The sequence below is a fragment of the Acidimicrobiales bacterium genome (assembly GCA_035533095.1).
GTDB lineage: Bacteria > Actinomycetota > Acidimicrobiia > Acidimicrobiales > Palsa-688 > DATLUM01.
Window position 1 is genome coordinate 13289 of the sequence record DATLUM010000050.1, and the last position, 19338, is coordinate 32626.

At 66.5% G+C, this 19338-nt stretch carries 20 protein-coding genes; 7 read left to right on the plus strand and 13 right to left on the minus strand.

Annotated features, from left to right (window positions below; translation table 11 throughout):
- The first annotated feature begins 5 nt into the window (after positions 1-5).
- Complete coding sequence (locus VNF71_05025; GenBank protein HVA73906.1) at positions 6-503, plus strand: SUF system NifU family Fe-S cluster assembly protein; 498 nt, start codon at positions 6-8, stop codon at positions 501-503.
- Positions 504-555: 52 nt separating this feature from the next.
- Here the strand turns inward: VNF71_05025 and VNF71_05030 are convergent, their stop codons facing one another.
- Positions 556-2121, minus strand: coding sequence for a hypothetical protein (locus VNF71_05030; protein HVA73907.1), 1566 nt, complete (start codon positions 2119-2121; stop codon positions 556-558).
- Positions 2122-2237: 116 nt separating this feature from the next.
- Here VNF71_05030 and VNF71_05035 point away from each other — a divergent pair, with 116 nt between their 5' ends.
- The gene (locus tag VNF71_05035) at positions 2238-3464 is read left to right on the plus strand and encodes an FAD-dependent oxidoreductase (GenBank protein ID HVA73908.1); all 1227 of its coding nucleotides are present in this window, start codon (positions 2238-2240) and stop codon (positions 3462-3464) included.
- A gap of 3 nt (positions 3465-3467) precedes the next feature.
- Here VNF71_05035 and VNF71_05040 read toward each other — a convergent pair whose 3' ends face one another.
- Complete coding sequence (locus tag VNF71_05040; GenBank protein ID HVA73909.1) at positions 3468-3743, minus strand: DUF3039 domain-containing protein; 276 nt, start codon at positions 3741-3743, stop codon at positions 3468-3470.
- A 40-nt stretch (positions 3744-3783) separates the two neighbouring features.
- Between VNF71_05040 and VNF71_05045 the strand changes: the two genes are divergently transcribed.
- From VNF71_05045 to VNF71_05060, 4 genes are all read left to right on the plus strand, one after another.
- A complete protein-coding gene (locus VNF71_05045) occupies positions 3784-4995 on the plus strand; it encodes an acetyl-CoA C-acetyltransferase (protein ID HVA73910.1) in 1212 nt (403 codons plus the stop codon).
- A 201-nt stretch (positions 4996-5196) separates the two neighbouring features.
- The gene (locus tag VNF71_05050) at positions 5197-6204 is read left to right on the plus strand and encodes an NlpC/P60 family protein (protein HVA73911.1); all 1008 of its coding nucleotides are present in this window, start codon (positions 5197-5199) and stop codon (positions 6202-6204) included.
- Between the two features lie 96 nt (positions 6205-6300).
- On the plus strand, positions 6301-6960 hold the full coding sequence (locus tag VNF71_05055; GenBank protein ID HVA73912.1) for an adenylate/guanylate cyclase domain-containing protein: 660 nt from the start codon (positions 6301-6303) through the stop codon (positions 6958-6960).
- Between the two features lie 13 nt (positions 6961-6973).
- Positions 6974-7732 carry a PaaX family transcriptional regulator C-terminal domain-containing protein gene (locus VNF71_05060; protein HVA73913.1) on the plus strand — a complete coding sequence of 253 codons (759 nt, stop codon included), beginning with the start codon at positions 6974-6976 and terminating at the stop codon, positions 7730-7732.
- A gap of 25 nt (positions 7733-7757) precedes the next feature.
- Here VNF71_05060 and VNF71_05065 read toward each other — a convergent pair whose 3' ends face one another.
- The 11 genes from VNF71_05065 to VNF71_05115 all read right to left on the minus strand — a co-directional run bounded on the left by VNF71_05065 (position 7758) and on the right by VNF71_05115 (position 17185).
- Positions 7758-8387 carry a hypothetical protein gene (locus VNF71_05065; protein ID HVA73914.1) on the minus strand — a complete coding sequence of 210 codons (630 nt, stop codon included), beginning with the start codon at positions 8385-8387 and terminating at the stop codon, positions 7758-7760.
- Between the two features lie 16 nt (positions 8388-8403).
- The gene (locus VNF71_05070; protein ID HVA73915.1) at positions 8404-9828 is read right to left on the minus strand and encodes an MFS transporter; all 1425 of its coding nucleotides are present in this window, start codon (positions 9826-9828) and stop codon (positions 8404-8406) included.
- Between the two features lie 4 nt (positions 9829-9832).
- A complete protein-coding gene (sufC, locus tag VNF71_05075) occupies positions 9833-10636 on the minus strand; it encodes a Fe-S cluster assembly ATPase SufC (GenBank protein HVA73916.1) in 804 nt (267 codons plus the stop codon).
- Positions 10633-10947 (minus strand): non-heme iron oxygenase ferredoxin subunit, encoded by a 315-nt coding sequence (locus VNF71_05080; protein ID HVA73917.1) that lies wholly within the window; start codon positions 10945-10947, stop codon positions 10633-10635. Before VNF71_05080 ends, sufC begins: the two co-directional genes overlap by 4 nt.
- Complete coding sequence (locus tag VNF71_05085) at positions 10940-12262, minus strand: SufD family Fe-S cluster assembly protein (GenBank protein HVA73918.1); 1323 nt, start codon at positions 12260-12262, stop codon at positions 10940-10942. Before VNF71_05085 ends, VNF71_05080 begins: the two co-directional genes overlap by 8 nt.
- Before the next feature lie 6 nt (positions 12263-12268).
- A complete protein-coding gene (locus VNF71_05090; GenBank protein HVA73919.1) occupies positions 12269-12814 on the minus strand; it encodes a hypothetical protein in 546 nt (181 codons plus the stop codon).
- Between the two features lie 53 nt (positions 12815-12867).
- Complete coding sequence (gene sufB / locus VNF71_05095; GenBank protein ID HVA73920.1) at positions 12868-14271, minus strand: Fe-S cluster assembly protein SufB; 1404 nt, start codon at positions 14269-14271, stop codon at positions 12868-12870.
- A gap of 99 nt (positions 14272-14370) precedes the next feature.
- On the minus strand, positions 14371-15372 hold the full coding sequence (locus VNF71_05100; GenBank protein HVA73921.1) for a patatin-like phospholipase family protein: 1002 nt from the start codon (positions 15370-15372) through the stop codon (positions 14371-14373).
- 58 nt (positions 15373-15430) lie between these two features.
- Positions 15431-15622 carry a hypothetical protein gene (locus VNF71_05105; protein ID HVA73922.1) on the minus strand — a complete coding sequence of 64 codons (192 nt, stop codon included), beginning with the start codon at positions 15620-15622 and terminating at the stop codon, positions 15431-15433.
- A 213-nt stretch (positions 15623-15835) separates the two neighbouring features.
- Positions 15836-16888, minus strand: a complete 1053-nt coding sequence (locus VNF71_05110) for an LLM class F420-dependent oxidoreductase (protein ID HVA73923.1) — start codon at positions 16886-16888, stop codon at positions 15836-15838.
- 66 nt (positions 16889-16954) lie between these two features.
- Entirely contained in the window at positions 16955-17185 is a 231-nt protein-coding gene (locus VNF71_05115; GenBank protein HVA73924.1) for a hypothetical protein, read from the minus strand.
- On the opposite strand from VNF71_05115, the gene VNF71_05120 reads away from it, so the two are divergent.
- The gene (locus VNF71_05120) at positions 17184-19337 is read left to right on the plus strand and encodes a S9 family peptidase (GenBank protein HVA73925.1); all 2154 of its coding nucleotides are present in this window, start codon (positions 17184-17186) and stop codon (positions 19335-19337) included. The genes VNF71_05115 and VNF71_05120 overlap by 2 nt on opposite strands.
- Position 19338: the final 1 nt, after the last annotated feature.

Below are 19338 nucleotides of genomic sequence, written 5' to 3' on the forward strand. Positions count from 1 at the left end.
ACACGATGCCCGGTCTTGAAGACCTGTATCGCGAGATCATCCTCGATCACTACCGCAATCCCCGCAACAGGGGGGAGCTGCCGACTCCTCCCGCTCACGCCGAGACGGGATTCAATCCGCTGTGCGGCGACGAGATCACGCTCTACGTGCAGATCGACGACGACAGGCTCGCTGACATAAAGCTGACCGGCCAGGGCTGTTCGATCAGCCAGTCGTCCGCGTCGATGATGTCGACCGCCGTCAAGGGCAAGAGCCTTGCCGAGGCCCGAGCGACCATCCGGACCTTCAAGGCGATGATGTCCATCCACGAGCATCGACTGGATGGTGACGATGGTGACGGTGACGCCGCCGATGGTTCGGAGCTCCCGGAGCCCGAAGTCGCTCTGGGTGACCTCGAAGCCCTCCAGGGGGTGGTCAAGTTCCCGGTGCGCATCAAGTGCGCCACGCTGTCGTGGAACACCCTTGCCCTGGCCCTCGATCACCTCGCGCCGGCGGCCGGCTGAAGCCGGCCGCCGTTTCCGCTCGACGTTGAACGCCTACTGGTAGAGCTGCGCCCTACTGGTAGAAGTTGGCACAGCCCTGCGAGGACCCGAGGTGCCACAGACCGTTGATGTCCCCTGCCTGGTAGCTGGCGTAGCCCTGATCGACCGGGTTCATGACCTCGGCAGCGTTCACGTGGGCGAGGCCCATCGCGTGTCCGAGCTCATGCAGCAGTACCGGCTGCTCGCCTGACGGACCGCTACCACCACTCAGGGAGCCGAGCAGCTGGATCTGTGCCGACACCATCTGGGCGGCGTACCCACTGGTGTTGTAGTACCAGTAGGTCGTTAGCCCGACATCGTCACCGCCGGTGATCGACGATGTCCAGCTGATCACGATCTTCGACGTGGAGGGGACCGCCGCCGAACTCGAGAACGCGCCGTCGTAGACGAGCGAGATCCCGGTCGCCGCGCTGACCTGGTTGATGTCGTTAGCCACGTCGGTCTGCCAACCGCTCGGCGCCCCGGGGTATACGACCGCGTAATGCAGCGCTTCGCAGGGATTCCAACGTGCCGGAGCTCCAGAGCCGTTGGTGACCTCGAAGGCGTAGTTGTTGTCGGCGGACGGCGCAGGACTGCTGGCTGCGACAGGCGCAGCGAACGTCGTCGCGTCCCCTTCGGACAGCACGCGGCCGTTGGACAGGATGATCCAGTAACCGCCACCGTCACCGTCAGCCACCATGCCGATGGCCGGGAAACCTGCGGTCTGGCCTACTCCCGAACCGTAGAAGGGAGCGTTGCCGAAGTTGAACACACCACCGTCGCGTGCCACGAGGTAGTAGCCGTCCCCAGCCAGGGTACGAGCCATCCCGACGACGGGCTGGTTGAGGACCATGGCACCTGTGGACCCGTAGAAGCCGGTGTTGCCGAAGTTGAAGACCCCGCCGTCCTGGGCGACCAACCAGTAGCCGTCACCATGCGGCGCGAGGGCGATTCCGACCACGGACCGGTTGAGCCGGATGTTGCCGGTGGATCCGTAGAAGCCGGCGTCACCGAAGTTGAAGACTCCACCGTCTCCCGCGACGAACTCGTATCCGTGCGAGTCCGGCGTCGACACCATCTGCAACGCAGGGGCGTTCAAGCGGATGTTGCCCGTGGAACCATAGAACGCGGCGTCACCGAACGTGAACACGCCTCCGTCGCTTCCGAGCAACCAGTACCCCAGACCGGTGGGAGTGGAAGCGATGTCCACGATTGGGCCGTTGAGCGCGTGGCCCGCCATGTCGCCGAACCATGTCGCATCGCCCTCAGTAGTGACCTGACCGTTGCTCCAGGCCATCCAGAAGCCGCGGCCGTCCGGGGTAGGTGTCGCCGCCACGACCGTCGCAACGGTGGAGGCAGCTGATCCGGAACCGGTCGGAGGCTGCTCCGAGGTCCTCTCACGGGGTTGCACCCGCGTGACCTTGGTGACGCCTGCAGCGGTCTTCGACACGCTGTGCCCTGCCGGTTGGGCATGAGCGGCGACAGTCGATGGCGCACCAGCGGCGACGCTGAACAGTGACGTGCCGGGAATCACGGCTGTTGCCGCTGCAGCTGCCACAAGGGCGCGCGTCTTCAGGGACAGGGGACGACCGTTCCGCATTCCTCGCCTACTTGCTCGACGTGACCCCTGGATGGTCGGAGATTCCGGTTCCTCGCTTGAGAAGTTCGCGCCAACAACCGCAGAAACAGGAAAGCGAACCGGTATCGTCACCGTCCGTGACAGCCCGGGCTGTAGTGGTAGGTGCGTCTCTCGCAGGCTTGCGTGCCGCCGAGGGATTGCGGCGAAGCGGTTACGAAGGAGAAATCACGGTCATCGGGGCAGAGCCACATCTGCCTTATGACCGCCCTCCTCTGTCAAAACAGGTTCTCACTGGAAAAGCTGACGCGGACTCGATCGTCCTCGATCGGACGGCCGCTGACGACGTCAAATGGATGCTGTCCACACGAGCGACATCCCTTGACATCGAAAGAAGGCGCATCACAGTGGAGCCGGCGACGCCCGCGTCGCCTAGCAGTGCGGGCGAAGAAGTGCCCTACGACCTGCTTGTGATCGCCACCGGGGCCGAGCCCCGTGTGCTGCGTGCGTTCGAACCGTCATCCGGCGTGTACTACCTACGGACCATCGAGGACGCGCTGCAAGTTCGCGACGCCCTGCTGAAGGCACAGGAACTGGTGGTGATAGGCGCGGGATTCATCGGCCTGGAGGTCGCATCCAGCGCGTCGACCCTGGGCGTGGACGTCACGGTCCTCGAGGCACTCCCTGTTCCTCTGTCGCGGGCCATCGGCGATGACATGGGCAACGCCGTGGCCGACTTTCACCGCCGCCACGGGGTGAAGGTACGAACCGGCGTTGCAGTCGAAGGCGTCGTCGCGGAGTCCGGCTGCGTCGAAGGCGTGAAGCTGGCAGAAGGCGAGGTAGTGCCCGGCCAGGTCGTGGTCGTCGGGGTAGGGGTGAGTCCCGTCACGGCATGGCTGGAAGGATCCGGACTGGACATCGACAACGGGGTGGTCTGCGACGACAAGCTGCGCGCCACTGCGGGGGGCCGTCCTGTCCCGGGGGTGGTCGCGGCGGGAGACGTGGCGCGGTGGTTCCATCCGGCGTACGGCACGCACGTCCGCGTAGAGCATTGGACCAATGCCGTTGAGCAGGGCGAGGCGGCTGCGCGGACTCTCCTGCTCGCCGAGGCGGCACCGGTTTTCGAACCCGTGCCGTACTTCTGGTCGGACCAGCACGGAGCCAAGATCCAGTTCGTCGGCGATGCACGCCCTTGGGACGACGTGGTCGTCGTGGATGGCTCCGTCGAGGAGGAAAGGTTCGTCGCGGCTTACGGCCGCGGCGGCAAGCTCACCGCGGCGCTGGGGATGCGGCGTCCGGCGAAGGTCATGGCGCTTCAGAGGTTGATCGGAGAAGGAGCGGCGTTCCCCCCACCCGAGCACGGCTGAAGGTCAGCTGGCCGGGACCTGCCATCCCATCGACTTGGCGATCTCCTGGCAGGTCGGGCACACCGGGTAGCGCTTGGGATCGCGCGAGGGCACCCACACCTTGCCGCACAGGGCCTTGACCGCTGTGCCGTTGACGATGCCCTCGACCACGGACGGGCCGGCTGACACGAAGTCGCCTTCTTCGGGCTTCCACCCCTCGAGGACGATGTGAGCCATGCGCTCGTGGTCGCCGTCGAGCGCCGGATCGCTTCGCACCGGCGTGACCGTAAGATCAGTCATCGTCACCCACGATACCGGTGCCGAAGGACAGGAGGGTCCCATGCCAGAAGCAGTCATCGTCGCAACCGCTCGCAGCCCCATCGGGCGTGCGTTCAAAGGATCACTCGTCAGCCTTCGCCCCGACGACATGGCCGCGCAGATGGTCAAGGCGGTTCTCGCCAAGGTGCCGCAGCTCGACCCTTCCCACGTCGAAGACCTCCTTCTCGGCAACGCGCAGCTTGCCGGCGAAGCGGGCTACAACATGGCGCGTGTCGTGGCGATCCTCGCCGGAATGCCATCGGTGCCAGGCACCACCGTCAATCGATACTGCTCTTCTTCCCTCCAGACGATACGCATGGCGGCGCACGCAATCCGCTCCGGTGAGGGTGATGTGTTCGTCGCGGCCGGAGTGGAGGCGGTGAGCCGCTTCGGCCAGGGCATGGCAGACGGCATGGCCGACACCCACAACCCGCTGTTCCGTGATGCGGAGGAGCGCAGCGCCGCGAGGTCGCTTGGCGGCAACGACAGTTGGACTCCCGCTCGGGGTTTGCCGGACATCTACATAGCGATGGGCCAGACAGCCGAGAACGTGCGCGAGAAGGAAGGCGTGAGCCGCAAGGAGATGGACGAGTTCGCTGCGCTCTCGCAGCAGAGGGCCGTGGCTTCGCAGGAGAACGGCTTCTTCGATCGCGAGATCAGCCCGCTGACACTCACGGACGGAACGGAAGTGACCAAGGACGACGGACCACGACCTGGCACCACCGTCGAGAAGCTCGCCGAACTCAAGCCGGCATTCAGGCCGGACGGTGAAGTTACAGCCGGCAACAGCTGCCCACTCAACGATGGCGCGGCAGCGACCATCGTCATGAGCGACACCAGGGCGAGTGAACTCGGGATCACGCCTCTTGCTCGTGTCGTCTCGTCGGGTGTCACCGCATTGGATCCGGAGATCATGGGACTCGGCCCAATCGAGGCGTGCCGCCAGGCGTTGAAGCGCGCCGGCATGACGATTGACGACGTCGACCTCGTTGAGATCAACGAAGCCTTCGCAGCACAAGTGGTGCCGAGCGCGAAGCATCTCGGCATCAGTTGGGACAAGCTCAACGTGCACGGTGGCGCGATCGCGCTCGGCCATCCGTTCGGCATGACGGGCGCGCGCATCATGACCACTCTGATCAACGGCCTGCAGACCGAGAACAAGACGATCGGGCTGGAATCGATGTGCGTCGGCGGCGGTCAGGGCATGGCGATGGTGGTTGAGCGCCTCAGCTGAGCTCGCGCGAAACACCTGATCGCGCCCAATGACGGGCATGTCGCAGGGGTGTCGCCCCCTCCCCGTGGGATCGCTGAACGGGAAAGCCTTGCTTGCCCCGGCCGGGATCGCCTAAGGTGAAATCCCGTTGTGACTACGTGCACGTGGATTTTCCGCCGGCACGCGGGTCGGGTCTTGGTTGCGACCTCAATGGTTGCTGTCATGACTTCAGGTCTCGTGGCTCCTCGAGCATCTGCAGATCAGATCTCGAGCCTCAAGGCCAAGGCCGCCGCGATTGCTACTCGTATCAACGCGCTCGGACAGCAGGAGGAAGCGTTGTCCGAGCAATACGACGCAGCGCAGATGCGCATGCAGTCGTTGCAGGAGCAGGTCAACCTGGCTGCTCAACAGGTCGCAACGGCAGAGGCCAGCGCCAACAAGGCTCGCCAGGCGTTGAAGGCCGATGCCCTACAGGCGTACGTCCACGGCGGCAGCGACCCGATGTCCGGCGCCGGCGGCATGAGCTCCGCGAACGACAGTCTCCTGCGTGCCGAGTACGTCAACAGCCTCGCCGCGAACCAGAACGATGCAATCGACAAGTTCCGGCTCGCGGCCCTGCAGGAGCAGGCGGCCAAGAACACACTTCAACAGCAACAGGCTTCAGTGCAATCGCAGCTCGACCAGGTGAGCAGGGACCGCCAGGCCGCCACGCAGACCGCAGCGCAGCTGACCGCTCTCAAGAACCAGGTGACCGGTCAGATCGCAACGCTCGTCGCTGCAGCGCAGAAGGCCGCAGCAGAGAAAGCGCGCCAAGAGGCGTTGGCCCGAGAGGCCGCAGCAGCACGGCTGGTGAGCATGCCCTCCACCAACGTGCCACCGGTCGGTCATGGTGCGTCGGGTGCTGTCGCCGCGGCGGAGAGCCGCGTCGGGGACTGGTACCAGTGGGGAGCTGCCGGGCCCAACACGTTCGACTGCTCCGGCCTCGTCATGTGGGCATATGCGCAGGTAGGTATCTCCCTGCCGCATTACAGCGGAGCACAGTACTCCGACACGACTCACATCCCGATGTCGGCGTTGCAGCCGGGCGATCTCGTGTTCCCTTCCAATCCCGGTGAGCACGTGGCGATGTACGTCGGGAACGGCGAGATAGTCGAAGCTCCCTACACGGGCGCTCAGGTGCACATCGTGCCCATGAGCTCGTGGTTCGTGCTCGCCAGCCGCGTCGCCTGATCTTCCCCCGCAGGTACTCCCCTCCTCGGTCGAGGCCGGCCTGCAGATCCCTGCGGAGGGGAGCCCCATCCGTCCAGCCGGTAGCCTTGGCGCGGCATGAGAGTCGAGCGCTGCTTCGCCTTCGTGGACCTGAGCGGGTTCACCGCGTTCACAGAGCACTACGGTGACGAGCAGACCGTAGTGGTGCTCGCGAGCTTCCGGACAAGGGTGAGGGAGGTCGCTGCACGGCGCGGTGTCCGGGTGACCAAATGGCTGGGCGACGGCGCGATGTTGAGTTCAGGTGACACCTCCGCCGTGGTGGCGATGGTCCTCGAGTTGGCCGCGCTGGTTCCGGGAGAGGTGCCTCTGGAGATCCGCGCCGGGGTGGCCCAGGGGGCGGTGATCATGTTCGAGGGTGACGACTACATCGGCAGGGCCACGAACGTCGCCTCGCGGCTCTGCGACGCGGCCGCCCCGGGCCAGGTCCTGGCCACGCGGGAGGTGTCCAGCCGGGCCCCGCGATGGGTCTCGGCGAGCGAGGCGCACCAGTACCCGGCCAACGGGTTCGACCGACCCTTGGAAGCCAACCTGCTGAGCATCGGCAGAGACGCCCAGATGGTCAAGGATCCCTGCTGCGGGCTCGAGCTCCCGGCGATAGCGGGGCTCGATACCCGGTTCGGTCCCGACAACAGCGTCCTGAGGTTCTGCTCCACCGCATGCGCGCTCTCCTGGGAGCAGAGCCAGAAGAGCCCCCCGGCCCTCGCACCGCTGGTCTGAGCCAGCGCCGCAAATGCAAGCAGCTGACGACGCCCTCGGCCTGCGGCCCCTGACCGCCCGGTCGGTCATCCTCTCGGTTCTGCTCGGGACGCACCCGCCGGACCTGCCGGTCCGGACCCTCGTGCGTACGGCCGAGCTGTTCGGGATCACCGAGGGGACGACCAGGGTCGCGTTGTCTCGTCTGTGCGCGGACGGGGACGTCGTTGCCGAGGACCGGGGATACCGCCTGACGGCCCGCCTGCTCGCCCGTCAGCGGCGCCAGGACGAAGGCCATCATCCCGAGACCCACGAATGGGATGGGCTCTGGGAGATCGCTATCGCGGCACCCAGTTTGCGGTCGGCCGCAGAGAGGATGGCCCTCGGCAACGAACTCGGTGCGCTGCGCCTCGCCGAGCTGCGCCAAGGGGTCTGGATGCGGCCGGCGAACCTCGAGCGGGAGTGGCCACAGGAACTCGACGGTCGTGCCATGAGGTTCACCGGCTCCGCGATGTTCGCGGAGCCCTCCGCGGCCGAGCTCGCGGTCTCGTTGTGGGATCTGGAGGGTTGGTCCCGGCGTGCCAACGAGCTCTTGAGCGCCTTACGCGGAAGCAGCGACCGAGCCCACCGGTTCATGGTCGCGACCGCAATGGTCAGGCATTTCGCGGACGATCCCGTGCTGCCCGAGGAACTTCTGCCCAACGACTGGCCGGGAGAGGATCTTCGCCGGGCGTACGCGGACTACGAAGTCGAGCTGAGCGAGATGCTGCGGCGCGAACGTTCCCGCCACTCCTGACAGGCATCGCCGCCTTCGAACCTCTTCAGTCGGGATCGAACCGCAGCGTCGCCTTGAATTCCGCTTCGCCCGGCTCCACCACCACTTGCGCGCCACCCTCTGCAGCACGCGCCTTCATCGCATCGAGGTGGGGAGAAACGCCGGCCGCGCCCGGTGTTGGAGACGAGCCCCAGACGACCACGCAGCCGTGGATCAGGACCTTCATCTCGTCGGCGTCACGCGCGGCGGCGCGGAGGAACTCCGCGGCCATCGCCACGCGGAACCCTGTCAATCCCTCCTGGACGGCACCGAGCTCCAGCGTGCTCGGAGTGCCCACGATCTCTCGTATGAGCTCCAGCTCCACGGCGAGGGCGGAACCCAGGGTTCCGTCCCACTCGGCCGGAAGCGGCACGGTTGGGCCCGCCAGCTCGCTCCATTCACGTTCCAGCCGGATCCGCTCCGCCACCTCGATACCACTGCGGTTGCATGCCAGCTGCCGCTCCAACGCTGCCGTTGCAGCGCCGGCGTCTTCGAGTCGACCCGCGAGCGCCGAGTGAGAACGTTCGAGATCCGCAATCCGTGCCCGAGAGCTCCGCCGCTGCCGCGCCTGTACGGACACCATGCCGGCGAGCCCGATGACAAGCACCGCCGACAGTGCAGCAAGGGCGACAGTCATGGCGGGTGCTCGGGCCTCAACCCGCGGGTTCGGCGGCGGCCGTGACCTCGGACAAGCCGATCACTCCGTTCATCCCGATTGTCGAAGGGCTCGATCTGAGCGGGCGTATGAGCATCGTCGCGGCCACCGCCAGCAACGTCACCACCGCCCCCGCGACGTAGGCCTCCTGGAAGGATCCGACCACCCCGGACACGTGCTCTCGCGAGGTCTGGACGGTCTCCATCAGCTGGATGCCGGCGACCACCCCGACCTGGTTGGCCACCTGCAGGCCCGCGCTCGCGGAGCCCATGCGGCGTACGTCGGCCGCGTTGGCGACCATGGCCGAGATCGGCGGCATGGATATCCCGCTGGCAAGGCCCGAGGCGCCAAGGGCGACGATGATGACGAGCACCGACGACCCCGGGCGCAACAGAGCGAACACGACCATCGAGGCGATCATGAGCGCTGTCCCGGTGAGCACCGCGGGGCGCTCGCCGGTCCTGACCGCAAGGTAGCCGGCGGCCGGGGCGCTCAGTGCGAACAGGAGAGGCCTGGCGATCTGCAGCAAGCCGGCGGACCCGATGCTGTAGTGCAGCCCTCGCTCCAGGAACAACGGGGTCAGGAAGAACCCACCCATGTATGCGAAGTTCATGGCGAACCCGGCGACGCACGGCAGCGTGAAGTTCCGCCGGGACAACCATTCGAGCGGGAAGATCGGCGACGTTCGGCGACGCTCGACCAGCCCGAACACGGCCAGTGCGATGACCGAGGCGCCGGCGGACCCGAGCACCTGGGGTCGGGTCCATCCGCGGCCTCCCTCGTTGAGCGCGAGCAGCAGCGAGCCGACGCCGACCGCCAGGAGCAAGGCTCCAGCGATGTCGAGGTCCTCCCCTTCCGCGCGATCCGTATCGGGCAGTCCCCTCAAGTTCGCCACGAGCGCGACGACGATGAGGGGGACCTGGGCGATGAAGATCCACCTCCAACCGAAGTACTGCACCACCGGGCCACCGATCGCGACGCCTATGACCGGGCCACCGGCTCCGACGAGCGACCACCAGCCGAGAACCTTGGTCCGTTCAGCAGGACCGAACACCCGGAACAGCAACGACCACGACGACGCTGTCAAGCACGCACCTCCGATGCCCGAGAACAGGCGCGCTGCTATGAGGGAGGTGCCGTTCCACGCGACGGCTGTGAGGGCTGCGCAGATAAGGGACCCCACCAGGCCGAAGAGATAAAGGCGCCTGTGGCCGCGGAGGTCGCCCAGCTTCCCGAGCAACGGTGCAGACACGCCGACGACGAGCAGAGGGCCGGTGATCGACCACGTGAGCGTGCTCTGCGTCGTGTGGAGGTTCCGCGCGATGTCTACCAGCGCGACGTTGAAGATCGTGAAGGTGATGTTCGTCGAGAGCAGGCCGAACAGCACGGTGGTCAGCAGCCACCAGCGCGAACGCTCCTGCATCGTGTCAGGCGAGAGGATCGGCGAAGGGGTCGGGATGGACAGCGGCAGGCTGCTTCACCGAGTCGGACTCTTCCTCCGCCCAATACGCGTAGCCAGTCCTCTCGAGCTCGTCTGCGAGCTCCGGCCCTCCACTGGCGACGATCCGCCCCCGTGACAGAACGTGGGTATGGTCCGTTCGCAGTTCCTGCAGCAGCCTGGTGTAGTGGGTGATCGCCAGCACCCCGAGCCCGATTTCCGTGGTCGCCGCCTCGACCCTGCGCGCGACAGCTCGCAGCGCGTCGACGTCGAGTCCGGAGTCGATCTCGTCCAGCACGGCGATCCTGGGACGTAGGACGGCCAGCTGGACGGTCTCGTTGCGCTTCCGCTCGCCGCCGGAGAGGTCGACGTTGAGGGGCCTGTCCAGGAACCTCTCGTCGAAACCCAGGCGCCGGGCTTCGGAGCGGAGCAGGTCTGTCACGTCGGCGGTATCTCTTTTTCCGGCGGAGAAAGATTCCGCCATGACGTCGTGCAGGCTCACGCCGGGAACTTCGATCGGGTACTGCATGGCCAAGAACAGACCTGCCTGCGCCCGCTCCCAAACCGGGAGCCCGAGCAGGTCGACGCCGTCGAGGGTGACGCTTCCGCCTGTCACCGAGTAGCCCGGACGCCCCATGAGGACGTGCGACAGGGTGCTCTTGCCCGACCCGTTCGGGCCCATGACTGCGTGGACCTCGCCTGAACGGACCGTCAGGTTGATTCCCTTGAGTATCTCCCTGCCTGCTACCCCGGCGCGCAGGTCCCGGATGACGAGCTCGCTGCTGCCCCTCATCTCTCGTACACCACCACATCCGTCCCTTCGACACGGGCTTCGTAGACACGAACGGGCTGCGTAGCGGGGAGGCATAGCGGATGGCCGTCCAGCAACGAGAACGTGCTCCCGTGCTTCCAGCACTCCACCGTGCACTCGTCGGCGTCGACGTCGCCCTCGGACAGCGGCACGTTCGCATGGCTGCACCGGTCGCTCAGCGCGTAGAAGCTGCCACCGATCCTCACCACGCAGATGCCGTCGGGGCCGCCTTCCAGACGAATAGCTGTTCCGTCCTCGATCTTCTCCGCCTCGGCGCGCGCTACCTCAGCCATTTCCCACCGCCTCCGCTCTTGATTGCTCGACGTTGCCGAGCTTCGCGGCGAGCATTCCCCGCAGCGGCTTCGCCAGTTGCCTGACCGGCAATTGCTCGAGCAGCTCGTCCATGAACCCGAGTGCGATCAGCCGGTCCGCGACCCGCGGCGGCACACCTCGGCTCTCGAGGTAGAACCGCTGATCGTCGGCGATCGGACCGACGGCGGATGCGTGGCTGCAGCGGACGTCGTTGTCCTCGATCTCGAGGTTCGGGACCGAGTCCGCGTGCGCACCTTCGTGCAGGACGAGGTTGCGGTTGGTCTGCATCGCATTTGTCCCGGCGGCGCCCTTGTCCACTCGGATCAGGCCGCTGTACACCGAGTGCGAGTTGTCGGAGACGACCCCCTTGTAGAGCAGCTCCGACTGGGTCTTCGCTGCGGCGTGGTGCTGCACCGTGCGGAAGTCGTGCATCTGAGACCCGGAACCGAAGTACAAGGCGAGCAACCGCCCGTTCGCCCCTGGCGCGACGAGCGAAGACTCCGTCCGCAGCCTTGCGTATTCGCCTCCGAGGGTCACGGCTGCCGACACGAACGTCGCGTCTCGGCCGACCGTGCTCGACTGCGAGGCGATCTCCCACGCCGTGCCGTCGAGAAGCTGGACCTGCGTGTACGTCAGGCGCCCTGCGTCCGAGACATCCAGACGCGCCACCGGTGCAACGAAAGCGCCGTGGCCGCCCTCGAGGATCTCGATCACGTTGAGCTCGGCCAGGCGGGCCACCTCTACGCTGATGCGAGGGAACACCGCCCTGGGGCCGTCACCGACGTGGTGCACGACCACGACGGTGCCCGCCGCCGAACTCGCCGGCGCCTTCAGCTGCAGCCAGCTTGATGCGAACGCGCGGTTGAGGGTGGCGTAGGGGTCCGGATCCTGCCCGGCAAGGGTAGCCGGCGGTGTCTCGCCGTCAGCGAGGTCCGATATCTCGACAGTTGCCTCTCCGGCGACGGAGGCCAACCTGCCGTCCACCGTGCGGACCAGGGTCGCTTCGGCGCCGGCAGCGCCCACCAGCTCCGCTAGCAGCCCGCCCAGATCAGGTGCGGGTGCCCCATCCGTAGCGGGCATGTATCTGCCCAGGTCCAGATCGGCGATGCGGCTGTAGCGCCACTCCTCGAGCGCGTCCGTCGGCATATCGGCGCCGGCGAACGCCTCGACCGCTGACTGCCGCCCGGCACGCAACCATGCCGGACCTCCGAGCGCGGTGGCAGATTCGACGGTGAAAGCGGACAGAGCAACTCCCTGGGGACCCGGGTGTGGAACGCCGGCCGGGGCCGGCGACACACCAGTTTACGGGCTCGAGGGGTGGTTGGGCCCATCCGGCTCCGGAGACGAGGGCCCACCGGCGGGATCCGCGGGGATGTCGACCACGACGCGCGAATGGTCGTCTTTGTCGTAGTGCACCTTGACGGTGCCCCCGACCTTGACCCTGGCCCGCGCCTCCTGGGTGGGGAACGCGACACGGGTGGTGACCTCGAACGGATCTCCGTCCGCCGGAGTGATCTCGACGGTCAACCGGCTCCGGGTGACCGGCCCGATCGTCCGCTCGTCGACCACCGAGATGATCTTGGCATCGGTCTGCTCGCCGGTGCGGAGAAGATCGGGAGGGTTGACATCGGTCTCCCCCACCGCCGGCTCGGCGCTCGGCGGCGGCACGTCAGACGCCGCCGGCTGTGGCTTCCGCTCGCGGGTGCGCTTGGGCGCCGACGGGCTTCGTGCCGGTCGCGCCGGAGGTGAGACACGCGTTCCTTGCATCGTCTGCTGGCTCTGCATGGCCAGGCTCAGGCCGATCACGACGATTACCAGCACGACGGTCAGCGCGACTGCTCCGGTCACACCGGCGATGCTACCCCCGGTCGTACCCGGCGGGCGGGCGCCGCCGGTAAGCCTCAGCCGACCGAGCCCTCCATCTGCAGCTCGATCAGGCGGCTCCACTCGACCGCGTACTCCATGGGAAGCGTCCGGGTGACGGGCTCGATGAAGCCGTTGACGATCATGCTCATCGCCTGCTGCTCGGAAAGGCCCCTGCTCATCAGGTAGAAGAGCTGATCGTCGCCCACCTTGGAGACGGTTGCCTCGTGGCCGACCTGCGCGTCCTGTTCACCGAACTCGATGTAGGGGTAGGTGTCGCTCCGCGAGAGATCGTCGAGGAGAAGCGCGTCGCAGCGAACGAAGCTCTTCGACTTCTTCGCGCCTTCCTCGAAGCGGACCAGCCCGCGGTAGGAGGTACGGCCGGCATCCTTCGAGATGGACTTGGAGATGATCGTCGACGTGGTCTCCGGTGCCGCGTGCACCATCTTCGCCCCGGCGTCTTGGTGCTGGCCCTGACCGGCGTACGCCACCGACAGCACCTCTCCGGAGGCCTTGGGGCCCATCAGGTAAACCGCGGGGTACTTCATCGTCAGGCGGCTTCCGATGTTGCCGTCGATCCATTCCATGTGGGCTTCGGTGTCGCAGCGGGCCCGCTTGGTAACGAGGTTGTAGACGTTGTTGGACCAGTTCTGGATGGTCGTGTAGGTGACCCGGCTGGATTGCTTGCAGATGATCTCCACGACCGCGGAGTGCAGCGAGTCGGTGGTGTACACGGGTGCCGAGCACCCCTCGATGTAGTGAACCTGTGCGCCCTCGTCGGCGATGATCAGGGTGCGCTCGAACTGGCCCATGTTCTCCGCGTTGATGCGGAAGTACGCCTGTAGCGGCATGTCCACTTTCACGCCGGGTGGGACATAGATGAAGCTCCCGCCCGACCACACGGCCGTGTTCAACGCGGCGAACTTGTTGTCGTTGGCCGTGATGACGGTGCCGAAGTACTGCTTGACGAGGTCGGGGTACTCACGCAGCGCCGTGTCCATGTCGCAGAACAGGACCCCCTGCGCCTCGAGGTCCTCCCGGTTCTTGTGGTAGACGACTTCGCTTTCGTACTGCGCGGTTACGCCGGCGAGGTACTTGCGCTCGGCCTCTGGGATGCCGAGCTTGTCGTAGGTGGCCTTGACCGACTCCGGCAGCTGGTCCCATGCGCTGACCTGCTTGTCGATCGGCTTGATGTAGTAGTAGATGTCCGAGAAGTCGATCCCGGACATGTCCCCGCCCCAGGTCGGCATAGGCCGGCGCTGGAAGTAGCGCAGCGCCTTGAGCCGGCGCTGGGTAACCCAATCCGGCTCACCTTTCATCCACGACATCTCGCGGACGGTCTCCTCGGACAGCCCCTTCTTCGGTTTGAAGACGTAGAAGTCCTCGACATCGCTCCAACCGAGCTTGTAACGCCCGAGATCCAGGTCCGAGGTTGTTGCCATACGGCGATTCCTTCCCAGGGAGACGGGGGATTTCTCCTATCCCGATAGTAACAACCCCTGAGAGGTAGCCGGTAGGTGATCTGCCGAAATTCGGGCGAATCAGACAGCCACAGTGTCGGGCGCGCCGGCGGGACCGTCCGCCAGCACGGCGAGGGCGGTGGTCAGCCTGCGACCCTCGGCGTTGTCGGTCAGCCAGCGCCGGGTGGACACGTAGGCCGCCAGGGAAACCCTTCCCCGCACGCGAGCGTCCATCGGGTTGAAACCCATCGCGGCGGCCACGCTGCGACCGGGCTCGATCGCAGCCACTTCTGTACCGCGTCGCCTGAGCGAGGCCACCTCAGAATGGAGCCGTGCACGCAGCGGCTGGCGCATGATGCTGCCGGTCGCCAGCGCCGGCCATGCGGAAGCGGTGGTCATCGGTGAGCTCACAATCACGAGGTCCAGTCCGAGGCCGGCGACCAGGTCGAGGTTCACCAGCGACCTGACTCCCCCGTCGACGTAACGGTGCCCGGCGATGGCGACGGGCCGGAAATACCCGGGGATCGCACAGGATGCAGCCACGGCGTCGCCGACCGCGGTTCGCGGCGACCCTTCCTGGCCGAACACCACGCGGTGGCCCTCCCGCAGATTGACGGCGGTCAACCACAGCGCCTCGTTCGGCCACCGACCCGCGTACACAGCGTTGATCCCGCTCGAGATCGCGTCGGTTGGCACCCGTCCGGCCGGCATCAGAGCCGCCAATAAGGGGACGGGCGGGAACACGTGGAGCCGCGTAAGAGCCCTCAGCACGCCCAGGGGGTCCGCGACGGGGCGCATGGACAGGAAGTGGGAGGCGGTCGGCCGGGGCCGGTGCGGTCGGCCGATCTCGGCGAGCCGTGCTCCCTCCTGCGATAATGCCCCGCCCTCGCTGATCGCACGGAGATCGCCGGCCGGTAGACCCGCGCGGAGCATCGCGGCGGTCATCGATCCGGCCGACGTCCCGACGATCACCTCCGAGCGGCGGGGATCCCATCCCGTCGCGTCCGCAAGCGCCGACAGAACCGCGCCGTGGTAGGCGACACCAACCGATCCCCCAGCCCCAAGTACAAGGCCCACTCGCATGAGAAAGCAAGCTACCGCCGGCCCGCAGCGGAACGGCGGACCTCCACCGGACGGACTCTTATCGTTGCTCCGGCCGGTGGACGGGTCGCATCGCGGCAAGCAGCACGCCTACGACCATCGCCACGCCCACCCCGAAGACCGTCCACTTCGTGATGTCGGGCTCAACCCAGACGCTGCCGACGATCGGCGAGGCGGCCATGAGAAGGGCGAAGAGGAACTCACCGGGGGCGTAGAGGGCGGCCGGGCGCATGGGTCGCAGCATACCGGCCCGGTTTTGGACTCGACCAACCTCGCCCTGGATCTTCTGCACCACCGAGTCGTGCTGGGCGAGAAGCGCTAGCTCGGCGGGTCTCCGTGGATCAGTCAGAATGGCTGCCGGCCGAACCGCCGGCCACCTCGTACGACCACAGTTCAGACGACACAGAACCTGTCACATCAGGAACAGGTCCTCGCCAGCAACGCCTTAGCTGTCTGCGAGTTCCTTCAACTGCCCGATCAGGTCGGCCGGCGTCTGCCCCCCGGTCGGGACGGGCGTCACCTGCAGGTGGGTCACGCCGGCCTCTCTCATAGCGGCCACGCGTTCTGCGACATACCCCGCCGGCCCGCAGAGCGACGTGAGCTCGAGCATCTCGTCGGGCACGAGGGCCGCGGCCTCGTTCTTCTTGCCCGACAGGTAGAGGTCCTGGATCTCCGCGGCTTCCTTCTCGTATCCGTACCTGCAGGCGAGGTCGTTGTAGAAGTTGCGACCCTTGGCGCCCATGCCCCCCACATAGAGGGCGACCATGGGTCTCGCCAGTTCCCGCACCTTGGTGACTTCCTCGCCCTCTCCGATGGACAGTATCCCTCCGGCGCAGATCATCAGCTTTCCGAGGGACGGGTCACGTTTGGACTCACCCTCCGCGAGCGCGGCGCCCCACACGTCCTTTGCCCTCTCGGGGATGAAGAGGATCGGTAGCCAGCCGTCGGCCACTTCTGCAGTCATTGCTACGTTCCTCTCGCCGAGGGAGGCGACCCAGATGGGAATCCGTGGCCGGACAGGGTGAGCGATGATCTTGAGGGGTCGGCCCAGGCCGGTGCCTTGACCGGCGGCCAGCGGCATGTGGTAGTTGCGTCCGTCGTGGGTCAGCGGCGCCTCCCTAGCCCACACCTTCCGGCAGATCTCGGCGATTTCGCGTGTTCGCCCGAGCGGGTTGTCATAGGCAACGCCGTGCCAACCTTCGATGACCTGCGGACCGGACGCACCCAGTCCCAGATGGAAGCGGCCGTCCGACAGGGCGTCCAGGCCCGCCGCGGTCATGGCGATCAGGGTCGGGGTGCGCGTGTAGATCGGCAGGATGCCCGATCCGATCTGGACCCTGTCGGTCAGGGCGGCCAGGTAGCCCATCAAGCTCGGTCCGTCGAACCCGTATGCCTCCGCTACCCAGACGAGATCGAGGCCGGCCTTCTCCATCTCGCCGACCTGGCGGGCGGATTCCTTGAAGCCCCCGGCATAACTGAGCTGCGTGGCGATCTGCATAGGCGGACTATACGTGGCAGCCCGCCAACGCGGTCCGGGCGGCCTTCTACGGGCACAAATCTGCCTTCACCGCTCCGTCCCGAACAGCTCGGCATCCATCGCTGCTGCCGCCGCCCTGGTCGCTGGGTCGCCGGGTTCGCCGACCATCACCGCTAGCCGCCCGGGACCGTCGGGCAGGGGACCCGGATCGAAGCCCTCAGGGATCACGAGGACGACGTTCGACCCTGAAAAGACCAGAGCGAACGCCACCGATACGTCCTCGGCCATCATCGACGCGCAACCTAGCCGTGCCGGCATGACAGGCTCGTTGGATATGCCCTCCCCGAAGCCGCCCGTTGCCGCCCGGCGCCCGCACGTGATCAGCCACCACGGGCGCGAACGCGTCGACGACTGGTACTGGTTGCGCGACAAGGACGATCCACAAGCGGTCGCTTACCTGAAGGCCGAGAACGCCTACACGGAGGCGATCCTGGGTCCGACTGAGCGACTGCAGAACGAGCTGTTCGAGGGCATCAAATCCAAGGTGAGCGAGACGGATGCCGGCGCACCGGTTCGCCACCGCGATTGGTGGTACTTCTACCGGACCGAGGAGGGACGCCAGTACCCGATCGCGTGCAGGGTGCTGGACTCCGAACGGGCGCTCAGCGCCGTGAAAGTCGCCGAAGTCGCACGGAGCGGCACCTTCCCTGTCGAGGAAGTCCTCCTCGACGAGAACGTGCTTGCAGTCGGGGACTACCTGGCCCTGGGGGTCTTCGACATCAGCCCCGACCACAACCTTCTCGCATACGCCGTCGACCACGACGGCTCGGAGAAGTTCACTTTGAGGTTCAAGGATCTCCGGGGCGGCGGGGATCTACCCGACGAGATTATGGGCGTCTACTACGGGTCAGCTTGGGCTGCGGACAATCGGACCTTCTTCTACATCCGTCCAGACGAGGCGATGCGCCCGTTCCAGGTGTGGCGACACGTCGTGGGTTCCTCCCCTGACGGTCAAGGCGACGAGCTCGTGTACCAAGAAGATGACGAACGGTTCTTCGTCAGCATCGGCCTGTCACGGGACGAGTCGAGGATCGTCATCCACACCGCGAGCTCGGTGACATCCGAGTCGCGATCGGTCGACGCGACGTCGCCCGTCGACCAACCGAAAATGATCATGGAGAGGTCGACCGGGGTCGAGTACGACGTCGAGTACGACGGCGGAAGCTGGCTCGTGCGTACCAACCTCAAGGCTCCCGACGGTTCACCGAGGACAAACTTCGCTCTCTACCGGCTGCCGGAAGGGAGCTCCGACCCCACGGACCTCGAGGTCGTCGTTGCGCACCGTGAGGACGTCACGCTCGAAGGTGTCGACGCGTTCGAGGGATTCCTCGCGGTCTGGGAACGCGATCAGACGGACGGGCTCTCGCACATTCGCATCGTCTCCAAGTCCACCGGTGACCAGTACGACGTCGAACACCCGGAGCCGGTGTACAAGATCAGCGGCGAGCCCAATCCCGAGTGGAGCGCAACCTCGTACCGCTTCGGCTACACCTCCCTGGTCACGCCTGCCACTTCGGTGGAGCTCGACGTGCAGGCGCGCACAAGCCAGCCGGTGTGGAGCCAGCTGGTTCCCTCGGGCCATGACCCGGCGGACTACCGCACGGAACGCCTGTGGGCTCACACCAAGGACGGGCGCCTGGTCCCGGTGTCGGTCGTCGGCCGCGCCGACACTCCCCTCGACGGATCGGCCCCATGCGTGCTTTACGGGTACGGGGCCTACGAGACAACCATCGACCCGTCCTTTTCCGCCGCAAGGCTCAACCTTGTCGAACGCGGGGTGAACTTCGCGATCGCCCATGTCCGGGGCGGAGGCGAGCTGGGTCGTACCTGGTACGAGGACGGGCGTCTGGATCACAAGGTGAACACCTTCACGGACTTCATCGCAGCCGCTGAGTACCTCGTGAGCACGGGGTGGGCGAAGCCTCAACGGTTGGCGATTCGCGGCGGGAGCGCCGGCGGCTTGCTTATGGGGGCGGTCACGAACATGCGGCCGGACCTTTGGCGGGCGGTGGTCGCCGAGGTGCCCTTCGTCGACGTGGTGACGACCATGTGCGACCCGTCCCTCCCGCTCACGGTAACCGAGTGGGACGAATGGGGCGATCCGCTGCATGACCCTTCGGCGTACGACCGGATGCTCGCCTACTCGCCTTACGACAACGTGACGGACGGCCCGTTCCCTGCCATGTACGTGACTGGCGGGATCAACGACCCGCGCGTCGGCTTCTGGGAGCCGGCGAAGTGGGTGGCCAAGCTCCGGTCACGCGGTGCCGGAGCCGCCGGCCGGCCTCTGCTGCTGCGTACGGAGATGGGCGCCGGTCACGGCGGTGTGTCAGGTCGCTACGACGCGTGGAAGGACGAAGCCAGGGTGCAGGCGTTCATCCTCTGGCAGCTGGGCGTCGTCGAGCCGTAGC

Coding starts and splice junctions, on each gene's coding strand:
- VNF71_05025 (HVA73906.1), top strand. CDS start 6: ATGCCCGGTCTTGAAGACCTGTATCGCGAGATCATCCTCGATCACTAC.
- VNF71_05030 (HVA73907.1), bottom strand. CDS start 2,121: ATGCGGAACGGTCGTCCCCTGTCCCTGAAGACGCGCGCCCTTGTGGCA.
- VNF71_05040 (HVA73909.1), bottom strand. CDS start 3,743: ATGACTGATCTTACGGTCACGCCGGTGCGAAGCGATCCGGCGCTCGAC.
- VNF71_05045 (HVA73910.1), top strand. CDS start 3,784: ATGCCAGAAGCAGTCATCGTCGCAACCGCTCGCAGCCCCATCGGGCGT.
- VNF71_05050 (HVA73911.1), top strand. CDS start 5,197: ATGACTTCAGGTCTCGTGGCTCCTCGAGCATCTGCAGATCAGATCTCG.
- VNF71_05055 (HVA73912.1), top strand. CDS start 6,301: ATGAGAGTCGAGCGCTGCTTCGCCTTCGTGGACCTGAGCGGGTTCACC.
- VNF71_05060 (HVA73913.1), top strand. CDS start 6,974: ATGCAAGCAGCTGACGACGCCCTCGGCCTGCGGCCCCTGACCGCCCGG.
- VNF71_05065 (HVA73914.1), bottom strand. CDS start 8,387: ATGACTGTCGCCCTTGCTGCACTGTCGGCGGTGCTTGTCATCGGGCTC.
- VNF71_05070 (HVA73915.1), bottom strand. CDS start 9,828: ATGCAGGAGCGTTCGCGCTGGTGGCTGCTGACCACCGTGCTGTTCGGC.
- sufC (HVA73916.1), bottom strand. CDS start 10,636: ATGAGGGGCAGCAGCGAGCTCGTCATCCGGGACCTGCGCGCCGGGGTA.
- VNF71_05080 (HVA73917.1), bottom strand. CDS start 10,947: ATGGCTGAGGTAGCGCGCGCCGAGGCGGAGAAGATCGAGGACGGAACA.
- sufB (HVA73920.1), bottom strand. CDS start 14,271: ATGGCAACAACCTCGGACCTGGATCTCGGGCGTTACAAGCTCGGTTGG.
- VNF71_05100 (HVA73921.1), bottom strand. CDS start 15,372: ATGCGAGTGGGCCTTGTACTTGGGGCTGGGGGATCGGTTGGTGTCGCC.
- VNF71_05105 (HVA73922.1), bottom strand. CDS start 15,622: ATGCGCCCGGCCGCCCTCTACGCCCCCGGTGAGTTCCTCTTCGCCCTT.
- VNF71_05110 (HVA73923.1), bottom strand. CDS start 16,888: ATGCAGATCGCCACGCAGCTCAGTTATGCCGGGGGCTTCAAGGAATCC.
- VNF71_05120 (HVA73925.1), top strand. CDS start 17,184: ATGACAGGCTCGTTGGATATGCCCTCCCCGAAGCCGCCCGTTGCCGCC.
- VNF71_05115 (HVA73924.1), bottom strand. CDS start 17,185: ATGCCGGCACGGCTAGGTTGCGCGTCGATGATGGCCGAGGACGTATCG.